Annotated in this window: 20 protein-coding genes and 1 pseudogene; 11 read left to right on the top strand and 10 right to left on the bottom strand. The window is 43.2% G+C overall.

The features are described 5' to 3' along the window. Nucleotides 1-71: 71 nt before the first annotated feature. Together Xish_RS02935 and Xish_RS02930 are read right to left on the bottom strand one after the other, a co-directional pair. The gene (locus Xish_RS02935; RefSeq protein WP_099118645.1) at nucleotides 72-1,352 is read right to left on the bottom strand and encodes a cytosine permease; all 1,281 of its coding nucleotides are present in this window, start codon (nucleotides 1,350-1,352) and stop codon (nucleotides 72-74) included. Nucleotides 1,353-1,374: 22 nt separating this feature from the next. Then, entirely contained in the window at nucleotides 1,375-2,070 is a 696-nt protein-coding gene (locus Xish_RS02930) for a helix-turn-helix transcriptional regulator (RefSeq protein WP_099116633.1), read from the bottom strand. A gap of 404 nt (nucleotides 2,071-2,474) precedes the next feature. Between Xish_RS02930 and Xish_RS02925 the strand changes: the two genes are divergently transcribed. Beyond that, the gene (locus tag Xish_RS02925) at nucleotides 2,475-3,110 is read left to right on the top strand and encodes a helix-turn-helix domain-containing protein (protein ID WP_099116632.1); all 636 of its coding nucleotides are present in this window, start codon (nucleotides 2,475-2,477) and stop codon (nucleotides 3,108-3,110) included. 389 nt (nucleotides 3,111-3,499) lie between these two features. Here Xish_RS02925 and loiP read toward each other — a convergent pair whose 3' ends face one another. From loiP to cobA, 8 genes and pseudogenes are all read right to left on the bottom strand, one after another. Beyond that, nucleotides 3,500-4,252, bottom strand: a complete 753-nt coding sequence (loiP, locus tag Xish_RS02920) for a metalloprotease LoiP (RefSeq protein ID WP_099116631.1) — start codon at nucleotides 4,250-4,252, stop codon at nucleotides 3,500-3,502. Nucleotides 4,253-4,570: 318 nt separating this feature from the next. After that, a complete protein-coding gene (gene fliB / locus Xish_RS02915) occupies nucleotides 4,571-5,803 on the bottom strand; it encodes a flagellin lysine-N-methylase (RefSeq protein WP_099116630.1) in 1,233 nt (410 codons plus the stop codon). A gap of 351 nt (nucleotides 5,804-6,154) precedes the next feature. Beyond that, nucleotides 6,155-7,432, bottom strand: coding sequence for an insecticidal delta-endotoxin Cry8Ea1 family protein (locus Xish_RS02910; protein WP_099116629.1), 1,278 nt, complete (start codon nucleotides 7,430-7,432; stop codon nucleotides 6,155-6,157). A gap of 94 nt (nucleotides 7,433-7,526) precedes the next feature. Next, complete coding sequence (locus Xish_RS02905; RefSeq protein ID WP_099116628.1) at nucleotides 7,527-7,952, bottom strand: JHE-like toxin PirA; 426 nt, start codon at nucleotides 7,950-7,952, stop codon at nucleotides 7,527-7,529. 441 nt (nucleotides 7,953-8,393) lie between these two features. Beyond that, nucleotides 8,394-8,531 (bottom strand): annotated as a pseudogene (locus tag Xish_RS18855) (VOC family protein); the annotation flags it as partial. Nucleotides 8,532-8,659: 128 nt separating this feature from the next. Beyond that, nucleotides 8,660-9,520 (bottom strand): GHMP family kinase ATP-binding protein, encoded by an 861-nt coding sequence (locus Xish_RS02895; RefSeq protein WP_099116626.1) that lies wholly within the window; start codon nucleotides 9,518-9,520, stop codon nucleotides 8,660-8,662. Beyond that, nucleotides 9,513-10,586 (bottom strand): threonine-phosphate decarboxylase CobD, encoded by a 1,074-nt coding sequence (gene cobD / locus Xish_RS02890; RefSeq protein WP_099116625.1) that lies wholly within the window; start codon nucleotides 10,584-10,586, stop codon nucleotides 9,513-9,515. The genes Xish_RS02895 and cobD overlap by 8 nt, the downstream gene beginning before the upstream one ends. Beyond that, a complete protein-coding gene (gene cobA, locus Xish_RS02885; protein WP_099116624.1) occupies nucleotides 10,583-11,341 on the bottom strand; it encodes a uroporphyrinogen-III C-methyltransferase in 759 nt (252 codons plus the stop codon). Before cobA ends, cobD begins: the two co-directional genes overlap by 4 nt. 662 nt (nucleotides 11,342-12,003) lie before the next feature. Here cobA and Xish_RS02880 point away from each other — a divergent pair. The 10 genes from Xish_RS02880 to Xish_RS02835 are packed head-to-tail and all read left to right on the top strand — an operon-like array spanning nucleotide 12,004 to nucleotide 20,724. Further along, nucleotides 12,004-13,398: a cobyrinic acid a,c-diamide synthase CobB gene (locus Xish_RS02880; protein ID WP_099116623.1), complete on the top strand. Its 1,395-nt coding sequence runs from the start codon at nucleotides 12,004-12,006 to the stop codon at nucleotides 13,396-13,398. Next, nucleotides 13,395-14,354 carry an adenosylcobinamide-phosphate synthase CbiB gene (cbiB, locus tag Xish_RS02875; protein WP_099116622.1) on the top strand — a complete coding sequence of 320 codons (960 nt, stop codon included), beginning with the start codon at nucleotides 13,395-13,397 and terminating at the stop codon, nucleotides 14,352-14,354. The genes Xish_RS02880 and cbiB overlap by 4 nt, the downstream gene beginning before the upstream one ends. Nucleotides 14,355-14,366: 12 nt before the next feature. Next, the gene (locus Xish_RS02870) at nucleotides 14,367-15,008 is read left to right on the top strand and encodes a cobalt-precorrin-8 methylmutase (RefSeq protein ID WP_099116621.1); all 642 of its coding nucleotides are present in this window, start codon (nucleotides 14,367-14,369) and stop codon (nucleotides 15,006-15,008) included. Then, on the top strand, nucleotides 15,001-16,164 hold the full coding sequence (cbiD, locus tag Xish_RS02865; protein ID WP_099116620.1) for a cobalt-precorrin-5B (C(1))-methyltransferase CbiD: 1,164 nt from the start codon (nucleotides 15,001-15,003) through the stop codon (nucleotides 16,162-16,164). Before Xish_RS02870 ends, cbiD begins: the two co-directional genes overlap by 8 nt. After that, nucleotides 16,161-16,775, top strand: coding sequence for a cobalt-precorrin-7 (C(5))-methyltransferase (locus Xish_RS02860; RefSeq protein WP_099116619.1), 615 nt, complete (start codon nucleotides 16,161-16,163; stop codon nucleotides 16,773-16,775). Before cbiD ends, Xish_RS02860 begins: the two co-directional genes overlap by 4 nt. Further along, nucleotides 16,765-17,349 (top strand): decarboxylating cobalt-precorrin-6B (C(15))-methyltransferase, encoded by a 585-nt coding sequence (locus Xish_RS02855; protein WP_099116618.1) that lies wholly within the window; start codon nucleotides 16,765-16,767, stop codon nucleotides 17,347-17,349. The genes Xish_RS02860 and Xish_RS02855 overlap by 11 nt, the downstream gene beginning before the upstream one ends. After that, nucleotides 17,342-18,139, top strand: a complete 798-nt coding sequence (locus tag Xish_RS02850; protein ID WP_099116617.1) for a cobalt-precorrin-4 methyltransferase — start codon at nucleotides 17,342-17,344, stop codon at nucleotides 18,137-18,139. The genes Xish_RS02855 and Xish_RS02850 overlap by 8 nt, the downstream gene beginning before the upstream one ends. Next, nucleotides 18,120-19,220 (top strand): cobalt-precorrin 5A hydrolase, encoded by a 1,101-nt coding sequence (cbiG, locus tag Xish_RS02845; protein ID WP_099116616.1) that lies wholly within the window; start codon nucleotides 18,120-18,122, stop codon nucleotides 19,218-19,220. Before Xish_RS02850 ends, cbiG begins: the two co-directional genes overlap by 20 nt. Further along, nucleotides 19,214-19,939: a precorrin-3B C(17)-methyltransferase gene (locus tag Xish_RS02840; protein WP_099116615.1), complete on the top strand. Its 726-nt coding sequence runs from the start codon at nucleotides 19,214-19,216 to the stop codon at nucleotides 19,937-19,939. The genes cbiG and Xish_RS02840 overlap by 7 nt, the downstream gene beginning before the upstream one ends. Further along, the gene (locus Xish_RS02835; protein ID WP_099116614.1) at nucleotides 19,936-20,724 is read left to right on the top strand and encodes a cobalt-precorrin-6A reductase; all 789 of its coding nucleotides are present in this window, start codon (nucleotides 19,936-19,938) and stop codon (nucleotides 20,722-20,724) included. The genes Xish_RS02840 and Xish_RS02835 overlap by 4 nt, the downstream gene beginning before the upstream one ends. The last annotated feature ends 7 nt before the right edge of the window (nucleotides 20,725-20,731 follow it).

Raw genomic sequence — 20,731 nt, 5'->3', positions numbered from 1 at the left:
ACCAGAGCCAGCGTTGATTTTTCTCACTGTTTACAAATGGTCATTGTTCAGCCACTTCACAAATTATTATGCTAACAACGATTGCAAACTAGCTTAAATAGCCCGTAGGCCAAGCTTGCCAGCAATAATGAATTAATTGCTGGTACACCCCAATCTGTCCCTAATCCAACGACACTACCAATAATACTGGCAACAATGGCAGCCCAACCAATGGTTGGTGTTTCATGTGGGAGAACCCCTTGTTTCCGGCTTTCATCCAGTACTTTTCGATGGGAGTACAGGATATAATAATCAACCAGCATAATCCCCAGAATGGGAGGGAAAACAACGCCCAAAACAGTCAGGAAATCTACAAACCGCTCAAGAATACCCAGAATAGAAAATAGCGTACCGAGTATTCCAATAACTATTGTTGTGAGGGGATAACGAAGTTTTTTGCCCGTGATACCCTCTATAGCATTGATAATGCCTAATGATGAGGAATATAGGTTCAAATCGTTGACCCTTAATGTGGAGAAAACCACAACTAACAAACCTGCTCCTCCTGAGGCTTGCGACATAATGGTGACAACATCCGATGTATTTAGGGCTTTTGCGATTAAAATTGCCAGACCATTAATTACAAATTCCCCTGCAATAATGGTCAGCAAAGTGATCCCAAAAACATGCTTGCCTGATTTGGTATAGCGAGTCAGATCAGGAGTCATCAAGCTGGCTACAATCGCTCCCCCCACTACAATCGTAATACCTGCACTAATGGACAAGGTTTCGCCAGAATGAGATAGGTTAATGATTTCATGTAATTGTTGACCATTATTACCGGATAGCACGATAGTGGAAATATAGGCGACCAGAAGAATAAATAGGGGAACCGCAATCCTGGCAGTAAAACGCAATGCTTTGAAGCCAAAGGCAACCAATATTGTCAATAAGGTGCCAGAAAGTGCCGCTGCCCAGCCAAACCCAAGTTTATCGCCGGAAGCAAAGTTAAGAGAATGAGCAAAAATGGCATTTTGAATCCCAAACCAGCCTAATAAACTGATTGCAACAATGAACCCAATTAATACCGAGCCTATGCGACCAAAACCACACCACCGAGCCAATAGGCTGCCGGATAAGCCTTCGCGCATTCCCGCAAAACCGAGTCCAAACGTGATAATGCCAAAGATCAGGCTACCAATGAAAATAGCAATAAAGGCGTCGGTCAAAGCCATAGAGTCACCGAGTACAGCACCGAGCATAAATTGATCCAATGCTGTTAACATGCCCATATGAACGACAGCCACGCTTAACAATGATACACGCTGTGTTTGTGGTACTCGCTTTAGTGGGTAATGTTCAATTTTTAGTATTAACGTCATTTCATTGATTTTTTTAGAGAAATATAACGCCTTTTTGAATTAGACGTTCTGGTATATAGCTATCTAATTGTAGGTGTCGGCAAAAAGCTTCAAATTGCTGGAGCGAATGGACATTAGCTTTTTGATAGATGTTATAAACTCTGTTTTCTATTGTTTTGTGGCTAACGTTGTATATTTGGGCAATTTCCTTATTTGTGCGTCTTTGCAGCATGAAGAAGATGATATCCAGTTCACTACGAGTAAACAGGTCTGTATTCGCTTCTGTGGTGAGTACGCTGGGTTTGTGGCGATTAATGTATTTTAAGGGAGAAAAGCTACTTAGTGGCTTAGCATTCCAAACGATCCCAATGCACTCTTTTTCATCGTTATACACGGGAAATTTTTCACTAATGAAAGGAGCTAAACTTTTTTTTCCGTACCAGTAATGTGTTTCAATAATGGAAACTCTATCTTTTGATTCCTCGGTTCTCCGGTCATGCTCTTTGAGATCTTGTGAAAACTGGTCGTCAGACCAATCAGTTGGAAATTCACAGTCTAGCTTACCTTCAATGTCAAAGTATTCTGGTGTGTTGGTGTAAAGATAAGCCGCTTTATTCATATAGATATGTCTGGAGTCCAAACCCTTAATACCCCAAGGCTCGCTGAGATGCTCCATCATGGCAATTAGCCCCTTGAAATAGGGTTCATTATTTTTATAGGATAAACTCATCTCTATCTCAAATAATTGTTAGTTTATTCATTGCAAATAAAGACGCCTGTATTTATGTTTTTACTTTTATTGATTTGATATTCATCAAAGTTAATTTTTCAAGGTAATTGGTAAATCGAAATTTAAAATACTGGCACAAGTTATATTTCCTCTGTTTTTATCTGATTTTATACTATATGTTATCTGTTTTTGCCAATTTCTCCTAAAATATAACTTACACAATTAATATTTTCTATATCAAATAATTTTTAATTATTATTAAATAATTACACTCAAGGAGAAATTGCTATCATTTTTATTGCTCAATAGCAAGAGTGTTTTTCACCCTTTCGTGCCCTCATAAAAAGAGATTAGTCTAAAAAATATTATAAATTAGCTAGTTATATATTTTTCTGGGCGTTAGTATGTATAAGAAACAAAAAATGGAACACCTGAGAAAAAATTTGCAATATTTGCTTGACTCCAGAGGAGAAACAAGAGTATCGCTCTGTGAGCAAACAGGCCTTAATCGTACAACAGTCTATAATATCTTAGAGGGTAGAGTTCAAAACGTTCACCCTTCCACAATACAGAAAATCTCCAATTTCTTTGGCATATCATATAGTGAAATAGAATCAATTGATATCGCAGAAAAAGAGCGTTTGGATGAGATAGTTTCTTATGAAGGGAACATGAATCCTTGCGCTGTTCCGTTATTTAGGCAATCTGAGTGTATTACTTCTGAATTTTTGGACGGTAAGATAGGATACCTGATTGTTGGCAGGAAACTGACTTATTATTTTGGTACAGGGCCTAATATTGTTGCCGTTTTACTTGAGAATGATTTATCAGGAAAACATAATGCAGGAGATTTATTAATAATCAAGAGAGGTAATTACCAGAATAACAATCCAAAACTATGTTTCGATCCAACACAGCAGCAGTTTTATATTAAAGAATTGAAGAGGGAGATTTTGGATAATTGGATAATCATTGGGGATATAGTGGAAGAACGGTTTGGAATTGGGAAAGCATCCTTGTCACATAGAGTTATCATGTGAATATTTCTGTTTTTTGCCTTGCTATTGAAAATAGATTTATCGTGACTTAATTATTTCCTTTTATATCAATTGGTTAATGTTTTTTGTTTATGCCTTATTAAATAATGACATATTTATTCATCATCAAAATCAACATTTGTGCATTTGTATGTTGATTTTTTTATTTGTCTGGTGTATTAATTTCATCATCAAAACATAAGATAAAATTTATATATTTTCTGGACGTTATATGGGGGGACATTTTTCCTTCTATTCAGACAAATTATTTTCAGTATTTTGAATTAAAATGTTACTCGCCCACACCAGGGCAATGTGATGGGGATTACCCGCTTTACTGAGCAAACAAAAAAAGCGGTGCTATTAACACCGCTACATCTGTACAACACTTATTATTTTTTGTCTGCTGCGATACGATCACGGACGTGTTGAGCACGCTCCTGTGAAGGTGGGTGTGAATCAAACATGCTGGTTTCACTGCTGCCCAGTTTGGCCAGTTTTTCGAAACTGGTGGCTAAACCTTCAGTTTTAATATTGCGTTTTTTCAGCAGATCATAAGAGAAATCATCAGCCTGACTTTCCTGATGCTGTGAGAACTGCGAGTTGATCAGTTTTTCACCCAGTGCTGCAAGTTGAGAATCGCTCAGTTGTGCTGCTACACCACCGGCAGATGCGGCTGCGGTACGTGCAGCAACTGTAGCATAAGCAACCTGCATTGCTTTACGGGTGTGGCCCAGTGCAACGTGACCCATCTCATGGCCCAGAACACCTTCGACTTCATTATCGTTCATCATATTCATCAGGCCGCTGTATACACGCACACAACCGTTAGCCATTGCCCATGCGTTCACATCATTAGTCAGATAAACTTTATAGTTAACCGGCGTACCGTTAATTTCGTTACCTAATGCTTTGGCGATTTTGTTCAAACGTTTAGTGTATTGGCTGGATGCCGGTGCAATTTTATTTTGTGCATCCATATCCTTACATGCCTGGCCAGATAACTGTTTGACATCAGAATCACTTAGCGTTGCAGCCTGAAATAGCTGCATGCCGGAGTGAGCAAGCATTCCCTGATCAATATTCTTACAACCTGTCAGAATTACAGCAGAAACTGCTACTGCAACAAGAGTTTTAATTTTCACGATGTTATTTTTTCCTTTGCAATACATGCAACTATAATATTTTAAAAGCATTAAAAGGTTATGAATTTTGCTAAAAATAACAATAGGAATAAACCCTAATATTTATAATTATGTGAATTTGATAACATTTTTAAAAAATAATTTAATCATAAGTAGAATAATTTAGTTTAAATTTTCTTAACACCCGTTGTCATGACCTACATTTCATCCATATTCCATAAACGAAGGTCAGAAGGATTGCGCCAGTACCAGCGGACACCCCATAAGATGATGATATCGTTCCATCAGTGCCATATAATTTTAGCCGTCCAATGCCTATCAATTATCTAATAAACAAATACACGCCAATGCATCGCTCATCTGGCACTGTTCCATCAGTGCTAATAAATCATCATTGATACCAGTAACATGCATTTTCATGGAAAAGTAGGCACTGAATATTAACTGAACGTCTTTTTCCGTCGCCATCCGTTTTTCCACAATGGCAAGTGCCGATAAATTGGTGCGTAGATAGAAATAATCCATCACCAATAAACTAAAATGCGTCAATGCATTATGTTGCCCTTTCGCATCTCCATTAAAATTTGAAACATGCGGGAACTGGCTGTGATAAAGTAGATAAGAAAATAAATTACGTAACACACTCGGTTCCTTCATACAGGAGTCCTGTGTCAGCAAATGCCATGTCTCCCGTAACCGTGCCATATTGTTTTCTGTTCGTTTCTGCATTTGGTTTTCATCCAATCCCAGTTGATTAAGCGTATTCACATATGTGGATAACAAGAAGTCACCGCCACGTGATAGTTTATAAATAAATTTACTGTATATGCCTAATATTGCAGTCTGAAATGCCACCGGATGCGGTAGCTTACGCCGACTTTCTGTTAGTTCGCCAGTCTGTAAAGCAGCCAGTAAAAATTCGAATATTTCCTGAATTCGATCGAAATTTGCTTCTATCTCAAAATTGATCTTATTCAAGAAAATCAGTAATTGTATGACGGCATAAAGATTATCGTCAAAGTGCGGTGACGACGCTTGAATGAGATTGAGACACCAAAGGTAAACAAGGTATTGAGGATCGGTCAAATCCGATCTTTTCGGTGCTTTCATCAGGTGACGGTCTTCTTCTATCAGTTGCATTGCATCCGCTGAAAAAAGAAGTTGCCGGATAGCTTCAGGACAAGATAAGGAGAGACGTTTGAATGTTACATTACTGTACTCAACTTCACTACGTGGATATTCCCGACATGTATGACTCATCGCCGAAGGGCCGAGTTTGCAATAAATATTACACAGCCGCTCTTGTGTCAGAAACGGGCAGGCCTTTTGCTCATTTAAACGGATATAGGCATAGTCTCCTTTTTTCTCCAATTTCAGTACATGTGTCTGCGCGATTTGTTTGATTTCGATGCTATCGGCATGGTGATATTTTTTATATGTTTTTTTATCTACGCTGATGAACCAATCTTGGCAGCAATGTGAAATACAATCAGAACCGACACACTTAAAGCGTTTAATAAACATCGGCGTGATGATTTTGTGAATGAACATGATAGCGAGAACTCGTGATGAATGTGTACATCAGGGTAGCATGTAGGATTATCTCGGAATGGACGAAAAGACGAGATTTATTGTATTTATTACCGCATTAAATCATCTCACCCTGTAACAGTGCACGCTTTTTGCTCAGCATGGATCTTGATGGTATTTCACCAAACTCAACTACCGACAAATCTCCTTCACTACACTGAGCATATATTCCTTCAACGGGCAATTTTCACATTCGCTTTGATATGGTTAAAGTGAATTACAATCGTAAACTCTCCCTCGCCACCGTGTTAGCTGTGACGAGGGGGACACGGTTTGTAGCCAATCTACAATTTGAATTCTCTTAGCCAGACATTATTTTTTATCAGACAGCATATGGTATGAAACGGCAATACCTGCGGCCTGACCAGCAAGTGAAGGTTCATCACTGGCTAAGTACAATCCTGCAATATAGTGGCCATCAACAGCATAATCTCTATAGTTTCTGGCGTAGCGCTCACCGACTCTGAGTTGACGCCCATCACTTAACGTAAATAACGCTTCATCAACAGCGCCATTGCCCCATACTTCCAACCTTTCGATAACACTATCATTGAGTTCAATTGAACTCGTTTCTGATGTTACCGTGCCGAGTGTATAGGATGAACCGTTGGCAAACGTGATTTTAATACCCCCCACTCTGGGTGCATTCCCAATTCTTTGTACATATCCAAGCAAGGATTGTATTTTATTGTATTTGCTGTTGATTAAAGATGGCTTAAAGGGTTCTTGCATTTGATCGTCTTCGGTAAGAGCCTGAATTCTCATTTTGTTAGTCTGACGATCAAACACAGTTGAATAACTGATGGTTTTAGGATAGAAACCACTTTCGAGGCTATTATTTTTCAGGTGTTCAATTAATTCAATACATTCTAAACCGTGTAATAAACAATATCCCCTTACAGAGAGTAAATTGTTAGTGACATTCGATGCGGTTGATGTATTGAGAGCATTATTATATTCATTCGTATACATTGTATGAATGTAATTCTTAGCCTTTTCAACTAATTTGTCGATAAGTTGTTTTAACTCATTGACTTCAATATCTGTCAGCCCAATATCCGCTTTCTTCTCGATCCCCATTTTCCAATAAGGGATCTGCAACATAATCGTATTGGTGTACATCGGCAGGATCTGGTAGTTTGTTTTATTATCAAAAGATTTGAATTTTTCATCAATACTCACCAGATATCTGGCGAGGAACATATATGCTTCATGACTTTCCTGACTACCAGGCGAGGTTTCCAGCATGTATTGTACATGCTCCATTTTCCCTTTGATCTCTTGTATATCTCCGTTAAGTATCCCTTTAATAGTTTGCAGAACAGCGTTTTCTATCATCTGCTCTACTTTTTGGAGAATTTGTTCCCAGGTATTATCTTTCTGTTGAGGCCAAAATAGCCCCAATAGAAAAGACATTGCCGAACCTGCTCCTGGAATAAACCCTACGCCACCAATAATCGCGTCTTTTATAATTGATGACATATCCCATTCATAATCAGGAGTGGTGGTTATATAAATATCCATAGGTGTAACATCAGTGATTAACGGCAATGTTTCATTTTCAGATACATTAATCGGTGTGGTATTCATAATTTTATTTTACCTTAATTCCTTAGTTAAATAGTGTTTTATCTAGGTAATTATTAAATTAAACTCTATGAGTTATAGATGATTTTTTATCTTGTTATTTATTATATCCAGTAACAAAGGCTCGCTGATCAGTATCATTATAAATGACAACCTTGCTGTAATATAAAGAGTTGCTCGGTGATTTTAATATGCCATCTTCTCCGGCTTTTACTATGATAGAAGAATATTCAAACCATTGTGATGTGAAAGAATGCGACCAATAAAAAACAGCTCTAACTGATGATGCGGGGCCAGAATTGGCTACATAGTAATTAGGGCGTGTTTCGGGAATAATCGGTGTATCAGTTCTTGTTGCCTCAATAGAAGAGCGTGGCTCTATGGTCATATCCTTATAAGGACTGACCGTAAGAGGTTCTGATGCTGGTGTGTTTGCATTATAAGTTAATGGTTCTGGATTGGAGCCGTTATTACTTATGACTGTAACGGTACTGCTACTTATATTTATATTGATTGTATTCATAAGGTTTTATCCTATTTTAAAAATTGATATAAAATATATTTCGTTTTTTAACATATGGTTTCTTTGTTTTTGATAGTGTTTTTATTATGGGCGATATCATTATATGATTGTTTATAATGACGGAGTTTCTCCTTATGGTTAGAATCTATTTTGTTAATGGGTGTGTTAGAACAATGAACTATTTCTGCTAGTATTCTAAACATATTGGCAAGGGCATATAAAATATAAAAAATAGTAACTCGGCTTAAAAATTATATCACTGATTGAAATGATATTATTAAGTAATAGGACGTGGTTAATGTTTATTTGGAGATGTTAATTCCTATGGTGAAAATAATAAATGGTGTTGTTGTTAATGATCAAGGTTTGTTTCTATAAATATACACATAATTAAATATAGCCCAATATCATTGGGCTAATAGTAATATTTATAATTATTCTCTAAGCAACTGCATTTTGATATAAATCCCAACGGTTTCCATAAATATCTTCAAAAACGACTACCATGCCATATTCTTCCTGACGAGGTTCCTCACAGAAATGGACGCCATTTTCTTTCATTTTGTGATAATCGTGCCAACGCGAATGTCGAGTGACATAAAGGTGTCAATTGTAGTGGGTGTCAGAGTTGTATTTTCCATAGGGTTTAATTCATTGTTTAAATTATGTTATTTATAATAAGGAAAATGTGAAGATATGTATAGATTTCAGCGAATACCACCCGCAATGAGTTTGACTTGGTGAATTTTCGGATAGTGCTCAGAAATCTTTTTTTGATGTAGCCACCAGAGTAGGTAATTTACGTCATGGCGATGTGAATTGAATAACAGGCCAACGATACTGCCGCTATGGGCAACGTTCAGGCCATAAATGCCTGTCTGTTCGACCAAATCCCGCAGTTGATTAAAACAGGGTTTCGATAGTATCGATTGGCTGGCGATGGCGCTTAATGTGCAAGCTTCCCCAAGGCGGTAGTTGTCATGTTGTTGGTTCGCTGTACGGAATTGCCACCATGCTTGTTGGAATAAACAAGTGTTATCCCGCCATTGTGCGTGATGATCCTGTTGATGATACTCTTCTGTCAAAATGATTTGTGGACTTTCTAACAGCAAAATATCGATATTCGGTTGCCAGTCAAAGGGGATTTGCGTCTGGGCGGTGAGATGATCAAATAAGGTTAATTGTCTGAATATCGTACTGTCTGTTGGCTCCAGTTTGACACAGAGTTGCGCCAGCTCTGTACTTTTCAGTGACTTGCCCAATAGTCTGGCGGTGGCTTGTGCGGTAGCGGCGATATCTGCTGTGCTGCTGGCCATGCCTTTGGCGATTGGAATGGTCGATTGATATTCAATACGCAAACCAAAAGTTAATTCTGGCGGCTCCTGCCAGTAATCCAGTAGTAAATTTACCATCTGGCGCATACGTGGTCGTTCGTGGGGTGTGGGAATACCCTCGCTGACAGCAACACAACTGAACCAATTGATTGGGCAGGAGATTAACTTTTCTCCCCCAAACAGCCATCCTTGTAGCAGTTCTCCACAGGAAGCGGGACAAGAGGCTTCAGCCATAGGCAAAAACCTGCTGCATGGCTGCGATCAGGCGTTGATTTTCCCACTCACTGCGCACAGCTATGCGATAGTAACGTTCGTCTAATCCGGCATAATTTTTACAATGGCGAATTAATAACCGATATTTAAGCAAAGCGTGCCATAAATCAACATTAGGTTGATTGCAACGGAAGAACAGGAAATTAGCCGATGGCGGCCAGACAGTCAGCTCAGGGAAAGTTGAAAGCTGAGTCCATAGATAGTGTTGCTGCGATGTTAGCCATTGATGTGTTGCAGCAATATAGTCATGTTCATCAAATAAAATTTCACCAACTCGCGCAGCAAAGGCATTAATTGACCACGGTTCACGTCGGTTTTTCATCTCTGCGATTCCTGCTATATTTCTGCTGACTAAATAGCCTAAACGTAATCCAGGGATGGCAAAGAATTTGGTCATTGAACGCAAGATATAAAGATGCTTAGTGGCAGTAAGGTGTGGAATCAGCCCTCGGTGATCAGGGAGAAAATCAATAAAGGATTCATCGACAATCAGCGAAATCTTTTGTCGCTCACAATATTCCACCAGTAATTGCATCAATTGGGTATCTGGCATTAATCCGGTAGGGTTATTGGGCGTGGCGATAAAAACGCAATCGGGTTGAATCGTAGAAAGTGTATCCAGCAGGAGTAAATCAGGTTGAAATCCAGCTTCCTCTGTTAATGGATAGTCGATAATTTCTGTTCCAATTTGCTGCAAGGCTCGTCGATACTCAGCAAATCCTGGGATAAGAAGTACAGCTCGTTTAGGATTGAGATAACGGGTGATGGCATAAATCAATTCTGTTGCACCATTACCTGCCATTACCGAATGGTAATCGCATTGATGAGCTTTTGCGATTGCCTGATGCAAGTGGCGATATTCCACATCTGGGTACTTTTCGATATCAACAAGATTCTCTTTGATCAATGCCTTAACCCGTGCTGGAGCACCTGACGGATTGATATTGGCACTGAAATCAACCAGCTCGTTGGCTGAAAGACCATATTGTTGGGCAATGCCAATGATATTACCGCCATGTTCACTCATGGTATTGCTCCGTAAGTGGGAGAAAAGGAGAGCATTGCGCCTAAATTGACGACATCACCAACCACAATCAGCGCGGGTGCATGGAGATCTTTTTCTTCTGCTTTTGCTGCCAGGGTTTCCAGTGTGCCTGTGACGCTCTTTTGTCTGGGATGGCTGGCATACATGATCACCGCCGCAGGTGTGGTGGGGGATTTACCATACAGTACCAATTGTTGGCAGATCTCCATCAGGCGGGTCATTCCCATTAGAATAACCAATGTTCCTTCCAATTGGGCGAGTATTTCCCAGTTCTGTTGTTCGTTGCCTTGAGAAGTATGTCCGGTTACAACATGGAAACTGGATGCATAATTGCGGTGGGTGACAGGGATACCGGCATAGGCCAATCCACCAATTGCGGAGCTGATCCCCGGAATGATTTCAAATTTGATGCCATGTTGTGCCAGTACTTCCGCTTCTTCCCCTCCACGGCCGAAAACATAGGGGTCGCCGCCTTTTAGGCGAACAACCCGTTTCCCCGCCTGTGCATGCCTTACCAGAATTTGATTAATCTCTTTCTGTGGGATGGGGTGGTAATCATGTTCTTTGCCAACATTAATAGTTTCACAATGGTCTGGTATTTGGGCAATAAGTTCAGGGTTGACGAGACGGTCATGGACAATGACATCCGCAGTTCGGATACAGTGCAGTCCTTTGACGGTGATTAAGCCTGCATCACCAGGGCCGGCACCCACTAACCATACATGGCCTTTATTCATTGGATTACCTCTATAGAATTAAAATATAAATAATCAAAGGGAGGAAATATATTTTCATCAGGATAGAGAAACTCTGTTTTTGTTTTAATAAAGAACTGTTTATTCTGGATTATACTTTTTACTTATTGCTTTCCTGATGGTGTTTTCTTGTTATTAGAATGGCGCTATGTCGATTTTAATTTTTTTATAATTATTACTTCAATGTGGGATGAGTAAATTTGATTTATATCAACATTCATGTTCTTAAATATGAGTTGTTTTTAAATTGACTTTTGTTATCTTTTGAAAATGTTTTTCTATATGAAAGTTGCTTTATCACATTAATGGGTTTCATTTTTTATTATTAATTCAATTGGTTGTGGTGTATTGTTGGTTGCTGGGTTTGTGGTTATGTATTATTTTTTATTTAACTTATCTATTTTATTTTATACGAAATTAATTTCGTTATAATGTTTTTTATTATGTTTATTATTTGTTGTAAGATAAATTAATTATTAATTTATCCGCCTAAAGTGAATTAAAAGGCTTTTGTTTGATAAATATCAATATTGAGAATGTCAATTGCAGATTCTAATACTAATGCAGATTTAAAATTAATACCGATTTAAAACTAATACCGATTTTAACACCAATACAGAGTTTAAATGTTTTGGGGTAAGCACATGCAACAGAAACACGCTTTTGTCATTGCAGGTACAGGTAGCGGGTGTGGTAAGACAACCGTTGCGCTGGGCATCATGAGAGCCTTGATAAATCGTTCACTGCGGATACAACCGTTCAAAATCGGGCCTGATTATCTGGATGGTGGCTGGCATCGGGCTGTGACGGGTATCGCTTCATATAATCTTGATGCTTTTATGCTACCCGAATCTATCCTGAATGGGTTATTTAACCAGGCTATGGTGGATCAAGATATTGCCGTAATTGAAGGGGTAATGGGGTTATATGATGGCTATGGTATTGATCCCAACTATTGCAGTAGTGCGGCAATGGCAAAACAACTTGGCTGTCCGGTGGTTTTATTGGTGGATGGTAAGGCGATTTCTACCTCAATTGCCGCTACAGTGATGGGGTTTCAGCAATTTGATCCAGCAGTCAATATTGTGGGGGTGCTGATCAATCGCGTCAATCGGGATAGCCATTTTCAGTTATTAAAACAGGCGATTGAAGATTATTGCGGTATTCCTGTTTTGGGGCGGCTTCCGATGATGCCAGAAATTACCCTTCCTTCCCGCCATCTTGGGTTGATCCCTGCTCAAGAGCAAGTCAGTCAACGCGAAGAGTGCTGGTTTCGCCTTGCTCAGCAGATCGAAGCCTCGGTGGATTTGGATAAATTGCTGGCATTAACCCAGCTATCTTCCTTGCCAAAAGGAAATATCGATTCCCTTATTGATCCTGCAATCGGGCAAGGCTTGACGCTGGCTCTGGCAGAAGATGAGGCATTCCATTTCTATTATCCCGATAACCTGTTGTTGTTGGAAAAAGCCGGTGTGACTATCAAACAGTTCAGTCCCTTGCATGATCAGCAGTTGCCTGAATGCCAGATGATCTATCTGGGTGGGGGATACCCTGAAATTTATGCCCAAGCCCTATCTTCCAATCACGCTATGCATACGGCATTACGTCAGGCGCAGCAAAAAGGTATTCCCATTTATGCGGAATGCGGCGGTTTGATGTATCTCGGTGATGCCCTGATTGATGCAGATGGTGTACGGCATAGCATGGTGGGGTTGATTGCTGGTGAAAGCCAGATGGGAGATCACCTAAAACGCTTTGGTTACTGCGAAGCCACGGCGATGTGTGATACGCCGTTAGTGGCGAAAGGAGAAACGCTGCGCGGGCATGAATTCCATTACTCGGATTTCATTTCGACACAACTGCCTGTTTTTCAGTGTGTTAAATGGTGTGATCCAAAAGGAACATTAAAAACAGTACAGAAAAGCTGGCTGGGAGGCTACCAGAATGGCAATACCCTGGCGGGCTATCTGCATATTCATTTTGCCCAACGCCCCAATTTTCTCCATCGCTGGCTGATGATGGCACGGAGGCTGTTATGACCGTCTTATTGTGGTTTTCGGCTTTTATTCTGGATATGAAATTGGGTGATCCCCCTCATTGGCCGCACCCCGTGCGCTGGATAGGGCAGCTTATTTACCAGGCAGAGCCGCTTATTCGCCGGATTTGCCAAACCGAAACCGACTTGAAATGGGGCGGTGTACTGTTATGGCTGGTGGTCATAGGGAGTGTTTGGCTGGTGAGCTATTGGGTTTTGCAATTGGCCTATGGCGTGACGTTCTGGCTGGGATGTTTGGTTGAAATTTGGCTGATTTATACCGTGTTGGCTGGACGTGGCTTGGGCGATGCGGCAAATGCCGTTTATCAGGCGTTGCGTCAGGGGGATTTGGACGCTAGCCGTAAGCAGCTTGCCAACATTGTCGGTCGGGACACTTGCCAATTGCAAGCGCCACAAATCAGCCGTGCCGCGATTGAAACCGTGGCAGAAAACAGCGTGGATGGCGTGATTGCCCCATTGTTCTTCTTGATGCTTGGCGGTGCTCCGCTTGCCATGATCTATAAAGCAATCAATACCCTTGATTCAATGGTGGGCTATAAAACGCCTCGTTATCGGGCACTGGGGATGTTTTCAGCACGTATGGATGATGTGGCGAATTGGTTGCCAGCCCGTTTTGGCTGGCTTCTGCTGGCAATGGCGGCGAAATGGCAGGGATTGGATTTTCGGCAGGCGCTACGCATTGGCTGGCGTGATCGTTATCAGCACAGTAGCCCCAATAGTGGCTGGCCGGAAGCAACCGTAGCAGGGGCACTGGGCATCCGTCTTGGCGGGTCGAATGTTTACTTTAACCAGCTAATCGAAAAACCGTGGATAGGTGATGCAAAGCGCGAAGTCACGCCTGACGATATTTCACAGTCTGTTCAGATGATGAGGGTGGCATCAGTAATAGCGCTCCTGCTGTTTGCACTGCTGCATAGCCTGATTAGTGTGATGGTGTAAGAAGGGAACAATATGAGTGATTACATCCGACAACCCCAACAGATAGAAAGAAATAGCTTTGATATTATCAGCCGGCTTATTTTCGAAGCGCGGCCTGATTACCGTTTTATGGATGCAGATCAAGAAGCGGTGGTCAAACGGGTGATCCATACCACCGCTGATTTTGATTGGCTTGATATTCTCTATTTTTCTCCCGATGTTTTGTCCCGCATTCGCGACGCTATATTGCGTGGCTGTACGTTATATACCGATACGACGATGGTGTTATCTGGCATCAATAAAACGTGTCTGGCTCAGTATGGCAGCGAATGCCGTTGTTATGTCAGCGATCCCCGCACCATGCAAATGGCAAAAGTCCAGCAAATCACACGTTCAATGGCAGCCGTTGATCTGGCTCTGCAAGACGCCGGAGAGAAAATTTTTGTCTTTGGTAACGCCCCGACTGCACTGTTTCGTTTGATGGAGCATTCATTTGTACCCATTGCAGTCGTTGGTGTGCCTGTTGGGTTTGTTGGCGCAGAGGAATCAAAACATGCCCTGATCAATAGCGGATTAAGTTGCATTGCAGCAAAAGGACGCAAAGGAGGAAGCAATATTGCTGCTGCCATTATCAACGCCATTCTGTACAGGATGCCGGAGGTCAGGCATGAATGAAACCAATGAGATGCAAGCCAATGGCCTCGGAACGGTTTGGCATAGGGGAAAGCAATATCGCAAAGGTTATACCACGGGATCTTGTGCTACGGCGGCGGCCAAGGTTGCAGCATTGATGATCTTGCGTCAGCAGATTATTCATCAAATTTCGATTGTCACGCCTTCTGGTATCACATTGGTATTGAATGTCGAGCAACCCTTGATTGAAGGACAGCAGGCGGTGGCGGCTATCCGCAAAGATGGTGGCGATGATGTAGATGCAACCCACGGCATGTTGATTTTTGCCCGTGTCTCCCTCAATGACAGCAAAGTGATCACACTGGATGGTGGTGAAGGTATTGGCAGGATAACACGAGTGGGCGTTGGTTTGCCGATTGGCTGGGCGGCCATTAATAAAACCCCAAGGTATACCATTGAAGAAGCAGTACGGGAGGTCATAGGTTCGCACCGCGGGGCAAATATCGTCATCTTTGCCCCCGAAGGCGAAGAGCGGGCGAAGAAAACCTATAACGACAGGTTGGGGATTAAGGGGGGCATTTCAATTATTGGTACGACAGGCATTGTAACGCCGATGTCGGAAGAGAGCTGGAAACGTTCTCTGGCGCTGGAATTAGAAGCCAAACGTGCCAGTGGGCTGGATCGCATTATTTTTGTGCCGGGAAATCACGGTGAACGTTTTGTCAGCCGGCAGTTGGGTATTAATGCGAATTATGTCGTCACAATGAGTAATTTTGTCGGTTACATGTTGCAAGAAGCCGTGCGTCTGGAGTTTCGCCATGTGGTGCTGGTCGGGCATGTCGGTAAGTTGGTGAAAATCGCCGCTGGTATTTTTCATACCCACAGCCATATTGCTGATGGCCGCATGGAAACGCTGATTGCCAATCTGGCCTTGATAGGCGCACCTTTCGAACTGATTCAGGCCGTGGATCAATGTGATACCACCGAAGCGGCCATTGAGTTAATAGCAGAACAGGGCTGGCAGACTGTGTACCCACAGATTGCCCGGAAAATCTGCGGGCGTATCGACCAAATGCTACGTTTCGCCAGCGGCAAGCCGCAGTGTGACGCCATTCTATTCTCCTTTGATAACCAGATATTGGGCTGCAATCGGCCTGTGGACACGATAGTGAAGGATTTTACGGAGGCTTGCCGATGATTACCGTTGTTGGTATTGGCCCAGGTGCCGCTGCAAACCAAACATTGGCGGCGTTAGATGCTATCAGGCAGGCGGAAGTGTTGGTCGCAGGCAAGCGCCATCTCGCTGAATTTCCCCATTTCAAGAGGGAAACCCGTCGTTTGGATGCTGATGTGGATGGATTGATGCAATGGCTTGAACAGAATCAGCATCGGCAAATAGTCGTGCTGGCATCAGGAGATCCCCTCTTTTATGGCATTGGTAAACGAATCACGGAACATTTTTCTGGACAAAATATCCACATCATCTCCGGTATTAGCGCGATCCAATATTTGTGCGCCCGGATTTTGCTGGATATGAACGACATTTACCTCACCAGCAGCCACGGGCGCCAACCAGATTTTGATTGGCTGCTGCAACACGAAAAAATCGCGATGGTAACGGATGGCATTATTGGTCCTTACCAGATTGCGCAAGCGATTCTGGCGCGCGGGCAGCAGCGGCGCATGGTGATTGGTAAAAATTTATCTCATGAACATGAGCGAATTATTTGTTTGCCCGCGGAACAGGTCGCGCAACGCGGCGACATTGATTATGGCCTGAATGTGGTGGTGATCCTAAATGAAAGATGAACTGTTTTTGCGCGGTCATCGCATTCCAATGACCAAAGAAGCGGTAAGGGCACTGGTGTTGGAACGGTTGGAACTGGAAAAAGCCCGCCGTTTTATCGATGTTGGTGCTGGAACGGGCAGCGTCAGTATTGAAGCGGCATTGCGCTATTCCGCATTGGATATTCTTGCCATTGAACGTAAAGAAGATGCTTTGTTACTGCTTGCTGAAAATGTTCAACATTTTGGCTGCCATAAGGTGCTCATTCAGGCTGGTATTGCCCCTATACCCTTAGACAGTACTGCGGATGCTATTTTCATTGGCGGAACCGGTGGACATCTGACAGCAATCATTGATTGGGCATTGTTGCACCTGAATTCAGGTGGACGACTGGTGATGACGTTTATCCTGCTGGAAAACTTCACGCAAGCATTATCGCACCTGAAATCCTGTCGGGTGACCGCGCTTGATGGACGTGAAATTCAGGTGGGAGAGCTGACGGCACTAGGGCAAGGACATTATTTTAAACCCAATAATCCCACTTATTTACTGTCCTGCCGGAAAGAGGCAGAGCAAAAGGAGCAGGATAATGCCTAACGATTCTGAACACAGGAATAACACCCGTTTTGAGACTGAAAAAGTCTGGTTTGTTGGTGCGGGGCCAGGGGATAAGAGCCTGATTACTCTGAAAGGCTATCAATTGTTGCAGCAGGCTCAAGTGGTGATTTATGCCGGTTCGTTGATTAATCGGGAGTTACTGGATTATTGCCGTATAGATGTCGAATGCCATGACAGCGCGGGATTGACGTTATCGGAAATCACGGAATTGATGGTGAACGGCGTGAAAGCGGGTAAGTTGGTGGTTCGTCTGCAAACGGGAGATTTATCACTGTTTGGCTCCCTGCGTGAACAAACGGAAGAATTGGCAAATCACGCCATTGGTTTTGTCTCGGTGCCTGGGGTGAGTTCGTTTCTTGGCGCTGCGGCACAATTGGGCGTGGAGTATACCGTACCCGAAGTCGCGCAAAGTTTGATTATCACCCGTATGGAAGGCAAAACGCCAATGCCGCCACGGGAAACACTAGAAGGCTTCGCCGCTCACCAAACATCGATGGCCATCTTCCTTTCAGTGCAGAACATGACAGAGGTTGTGGATCGGTTAATTCAGGGAGGATATGGGCAGGAAACCCCTGTTGCCGTGGTGTACAAGGCAACCTGGCCGGATTGCCAGATTGTGCGGGGGACATTGGCGACGATTACTAACCAAATACGCCGCGCCGGTATTCGTAAAACGGCCTTAATTCTGGTAGGTGCCTTCCTTGGAGAAGAGTACCACTATTCGAAACTGTACGATGCGGGGTTCAGCCATGAATACCGTAGCGCCTGACTTAATACCCCCTAACAAAGAATATGCCTTGTTTTGCCTGACAGAAGGAGGCATCGCTTTGGCGCGTCGCTTGCAATCCCATTTAGCGATGGATTGTTTCACTTCTCCCGAATTAATGGTGAGTGAAGGTATGGATGCCGATAGTGGATTTATGGCCTTTGAAGGGAATTTTGCCCATACGGTACGCAAACTGTTCATGCAATATAGTGCATTAATCATGGTTGGTGCGACGGGGATCACTATTCGGGTTATCGCTCCCCTGCTTAAGGACAAAATGACCGATCCGGCGGTGGTGGTGTTGGATGAAAAAGGGCAGTTTGCTATCAGTTTATTATCGGGGCATATGGGAGGTGCCAATAAGCTGGCGCAACAAATCGCTGATATTCTCGACGGGCAGGCGGTGATCACTACCGCAACCGATGTTAACCAAGTCGCGGCATTGGATCTGTTAACTCAACAGATTGATGGCGAAATGGAAAATTTCCGCGCCAATGTCAAAACCGTCAATCAAATGTTGGTCAATGGTAAGAGGGTGGGAATTTGGTGGCATCCCAACTTGAGCGGTGAAAAAGATCGTTACGACACACGCGGGTTCATTCCCGTTAACGCTCTGGAGGATCGGCCTGAGCTGGATGCGCTGGTATGTATCAGTTATGAACGGACAAATCTGACACTGGCAATCCCTACTTTTAAATTAATCCCTCGCCGTATCGTTGCAGGAATTGGTTGCCGACGTGGGGTAGAAGCTAAACGGCTTGCAACATTACTGGATCGCCATCTGACAGAACACAACCTTGAACCCTCGGCGTTAAAAGCGGTCGGCAGTGTTGAGCTGAAGAAAAACGAGCCAGCATTAATCGAATTGGCACAAGCGCGTCAAATTCCATACCAAATCTTCCCTGTTACTCAGCTTGCTCAGTGTGAACAAGCATTTCCGGCCTCTGAGTTTGTCCGAAAAACAGTGGGTATAGGCTGTGTTTCCCAACCGGTGGCCTGGCTGATGAGCCAAGGGCACTTAGTTGGTCATACCCTGCGTGAACAGGGCGTCACCATCACATTAGGAGTATTGCATCCATGTTAACTGTTATTGGAATAGGTCCCGGCAGCGAAGCCATGATGACGCAGGAAGCGATTGCTGCATTGAAAGCGGCTGACATCGTGGTGGGTTACAAAACTTACACTCATTTGGTGAAACCACTGGTAGGCGATAAAGAAATTATCAAGACCGGTATGTGTAAAGAGATTGAACGCTGTCAGGTAGCCATTGAGCTGGCCGAGCAGGGCAAAAATGTGGCGATGGTTTGTAGCGGTGATGCGGGTATTTATGGCATGGCTGGCTTAATTTTGGAATTGGTCAGCCAGCAAAAGCGCAATGTAGATGTTCGGCTGGTGGCAGGAGTGACGGCAAGTACGGCTTGTGCCTCCTTGCTTGGTGCGCCATTGATGCATGATTTTTGTCATATCAGCTTAAGCGATCTGCTCACTCCGTGGGAGGTGATTGAAAAACGGGTGCAGGCAGCGGCAGAAGCGGATTTTGTGGTCTGTTTTTATAATCCCCGCAGTCGCGGAAGGGAAGGGCATTTGGCACGTGCATTTTCCTTGATGGCGCCGTGGAAATCACCGGAAACTCCCGTGGGCGTAGTGAAAGCGGCGGGGCGCAAGTATGAGGATAAATGGCTGACGACGTTTGGGGCAATGGATTTTTCCCGTGTTGATATGCGCAGTCTGGTGATTGTGGGTAATCAGTCAACTTACATACGTGATGGGCTGATGATCACGCCGAGAGGGTACAAATTATGACACGGCCATTGATCCACATTTTTGGCGGCACGAGCGATTCCCGCCAGATTTGCGCGATGATGGATATTGCCGGCATAGATTATGGCTTGTCAGTGGCGACACCAGCGGGAGCACAGCAAGCGATGGGAATTCGCGGTGAAATTGTTACTGGCAGGATGGAAGCCGAAGAGATGGCTGAATATCTGCAAAAGCGAGGGACGAAAATGGTGATTGATGCGTCCCATCCCTATGCGGAACGGCTGAGTCAAAACATTGTCAGCGCTTGCCAGAAATTAGGCGTTCCTCTCGTTCGTTATCTCCGTCCCAGTGAGATTGATGCCGTTGAACATCCCCTTATCCATAAAGTGGCAACCATTGAGAAGGCGTGTGAAATAGCCGCCCAGTTAGGCACACGCATTTTACTGACAACCGGCAGTAAACAATTGGCCGATTATGTCACTCACCTGAAAGGAAAAACAGTACTGGCTCGCGTATTGCCAACCGCAGAAGTTTTGGCGATGTGTGAGTCTTGTGGTTTGTCAGTCGATCAGATTCTTGCCCTCAAAGGTCCGTTCAGTGCCGATTTCAATCGGGCATTTTACCAATTTTGTCAGGCGGACGTCGTGGTGACCAAAGAGTCTGGTGAACAAGGTGGTTTCAGGGAGAAAGTGGCACCCTGCCTCTCTCTTGGGCTGCCGTGCATCGTGCTTTGTCGTCCAAATCACCGATTTGCAGGTGAGGGGATCACAGAGGCCAATGGACTGGAAGATGTAGCACAGCTATTGGCGAGTTTTCCTAATAAATAGACCAATA

This window comes from Xenorhabdus ishibashii, assembly GCF_002632755.1.
GTDB classification, from domain to species: domain Bacteria; phylum Pseudomonadota; class Gammaproteobacteria; order Enterobacterales; family Enterobacteriaceae; genus Xenorhabdus; species Xenorhabdus ishibashii.
This window is presented reverse-complemented; position numbering and strand designations above follow the sequence as displayed.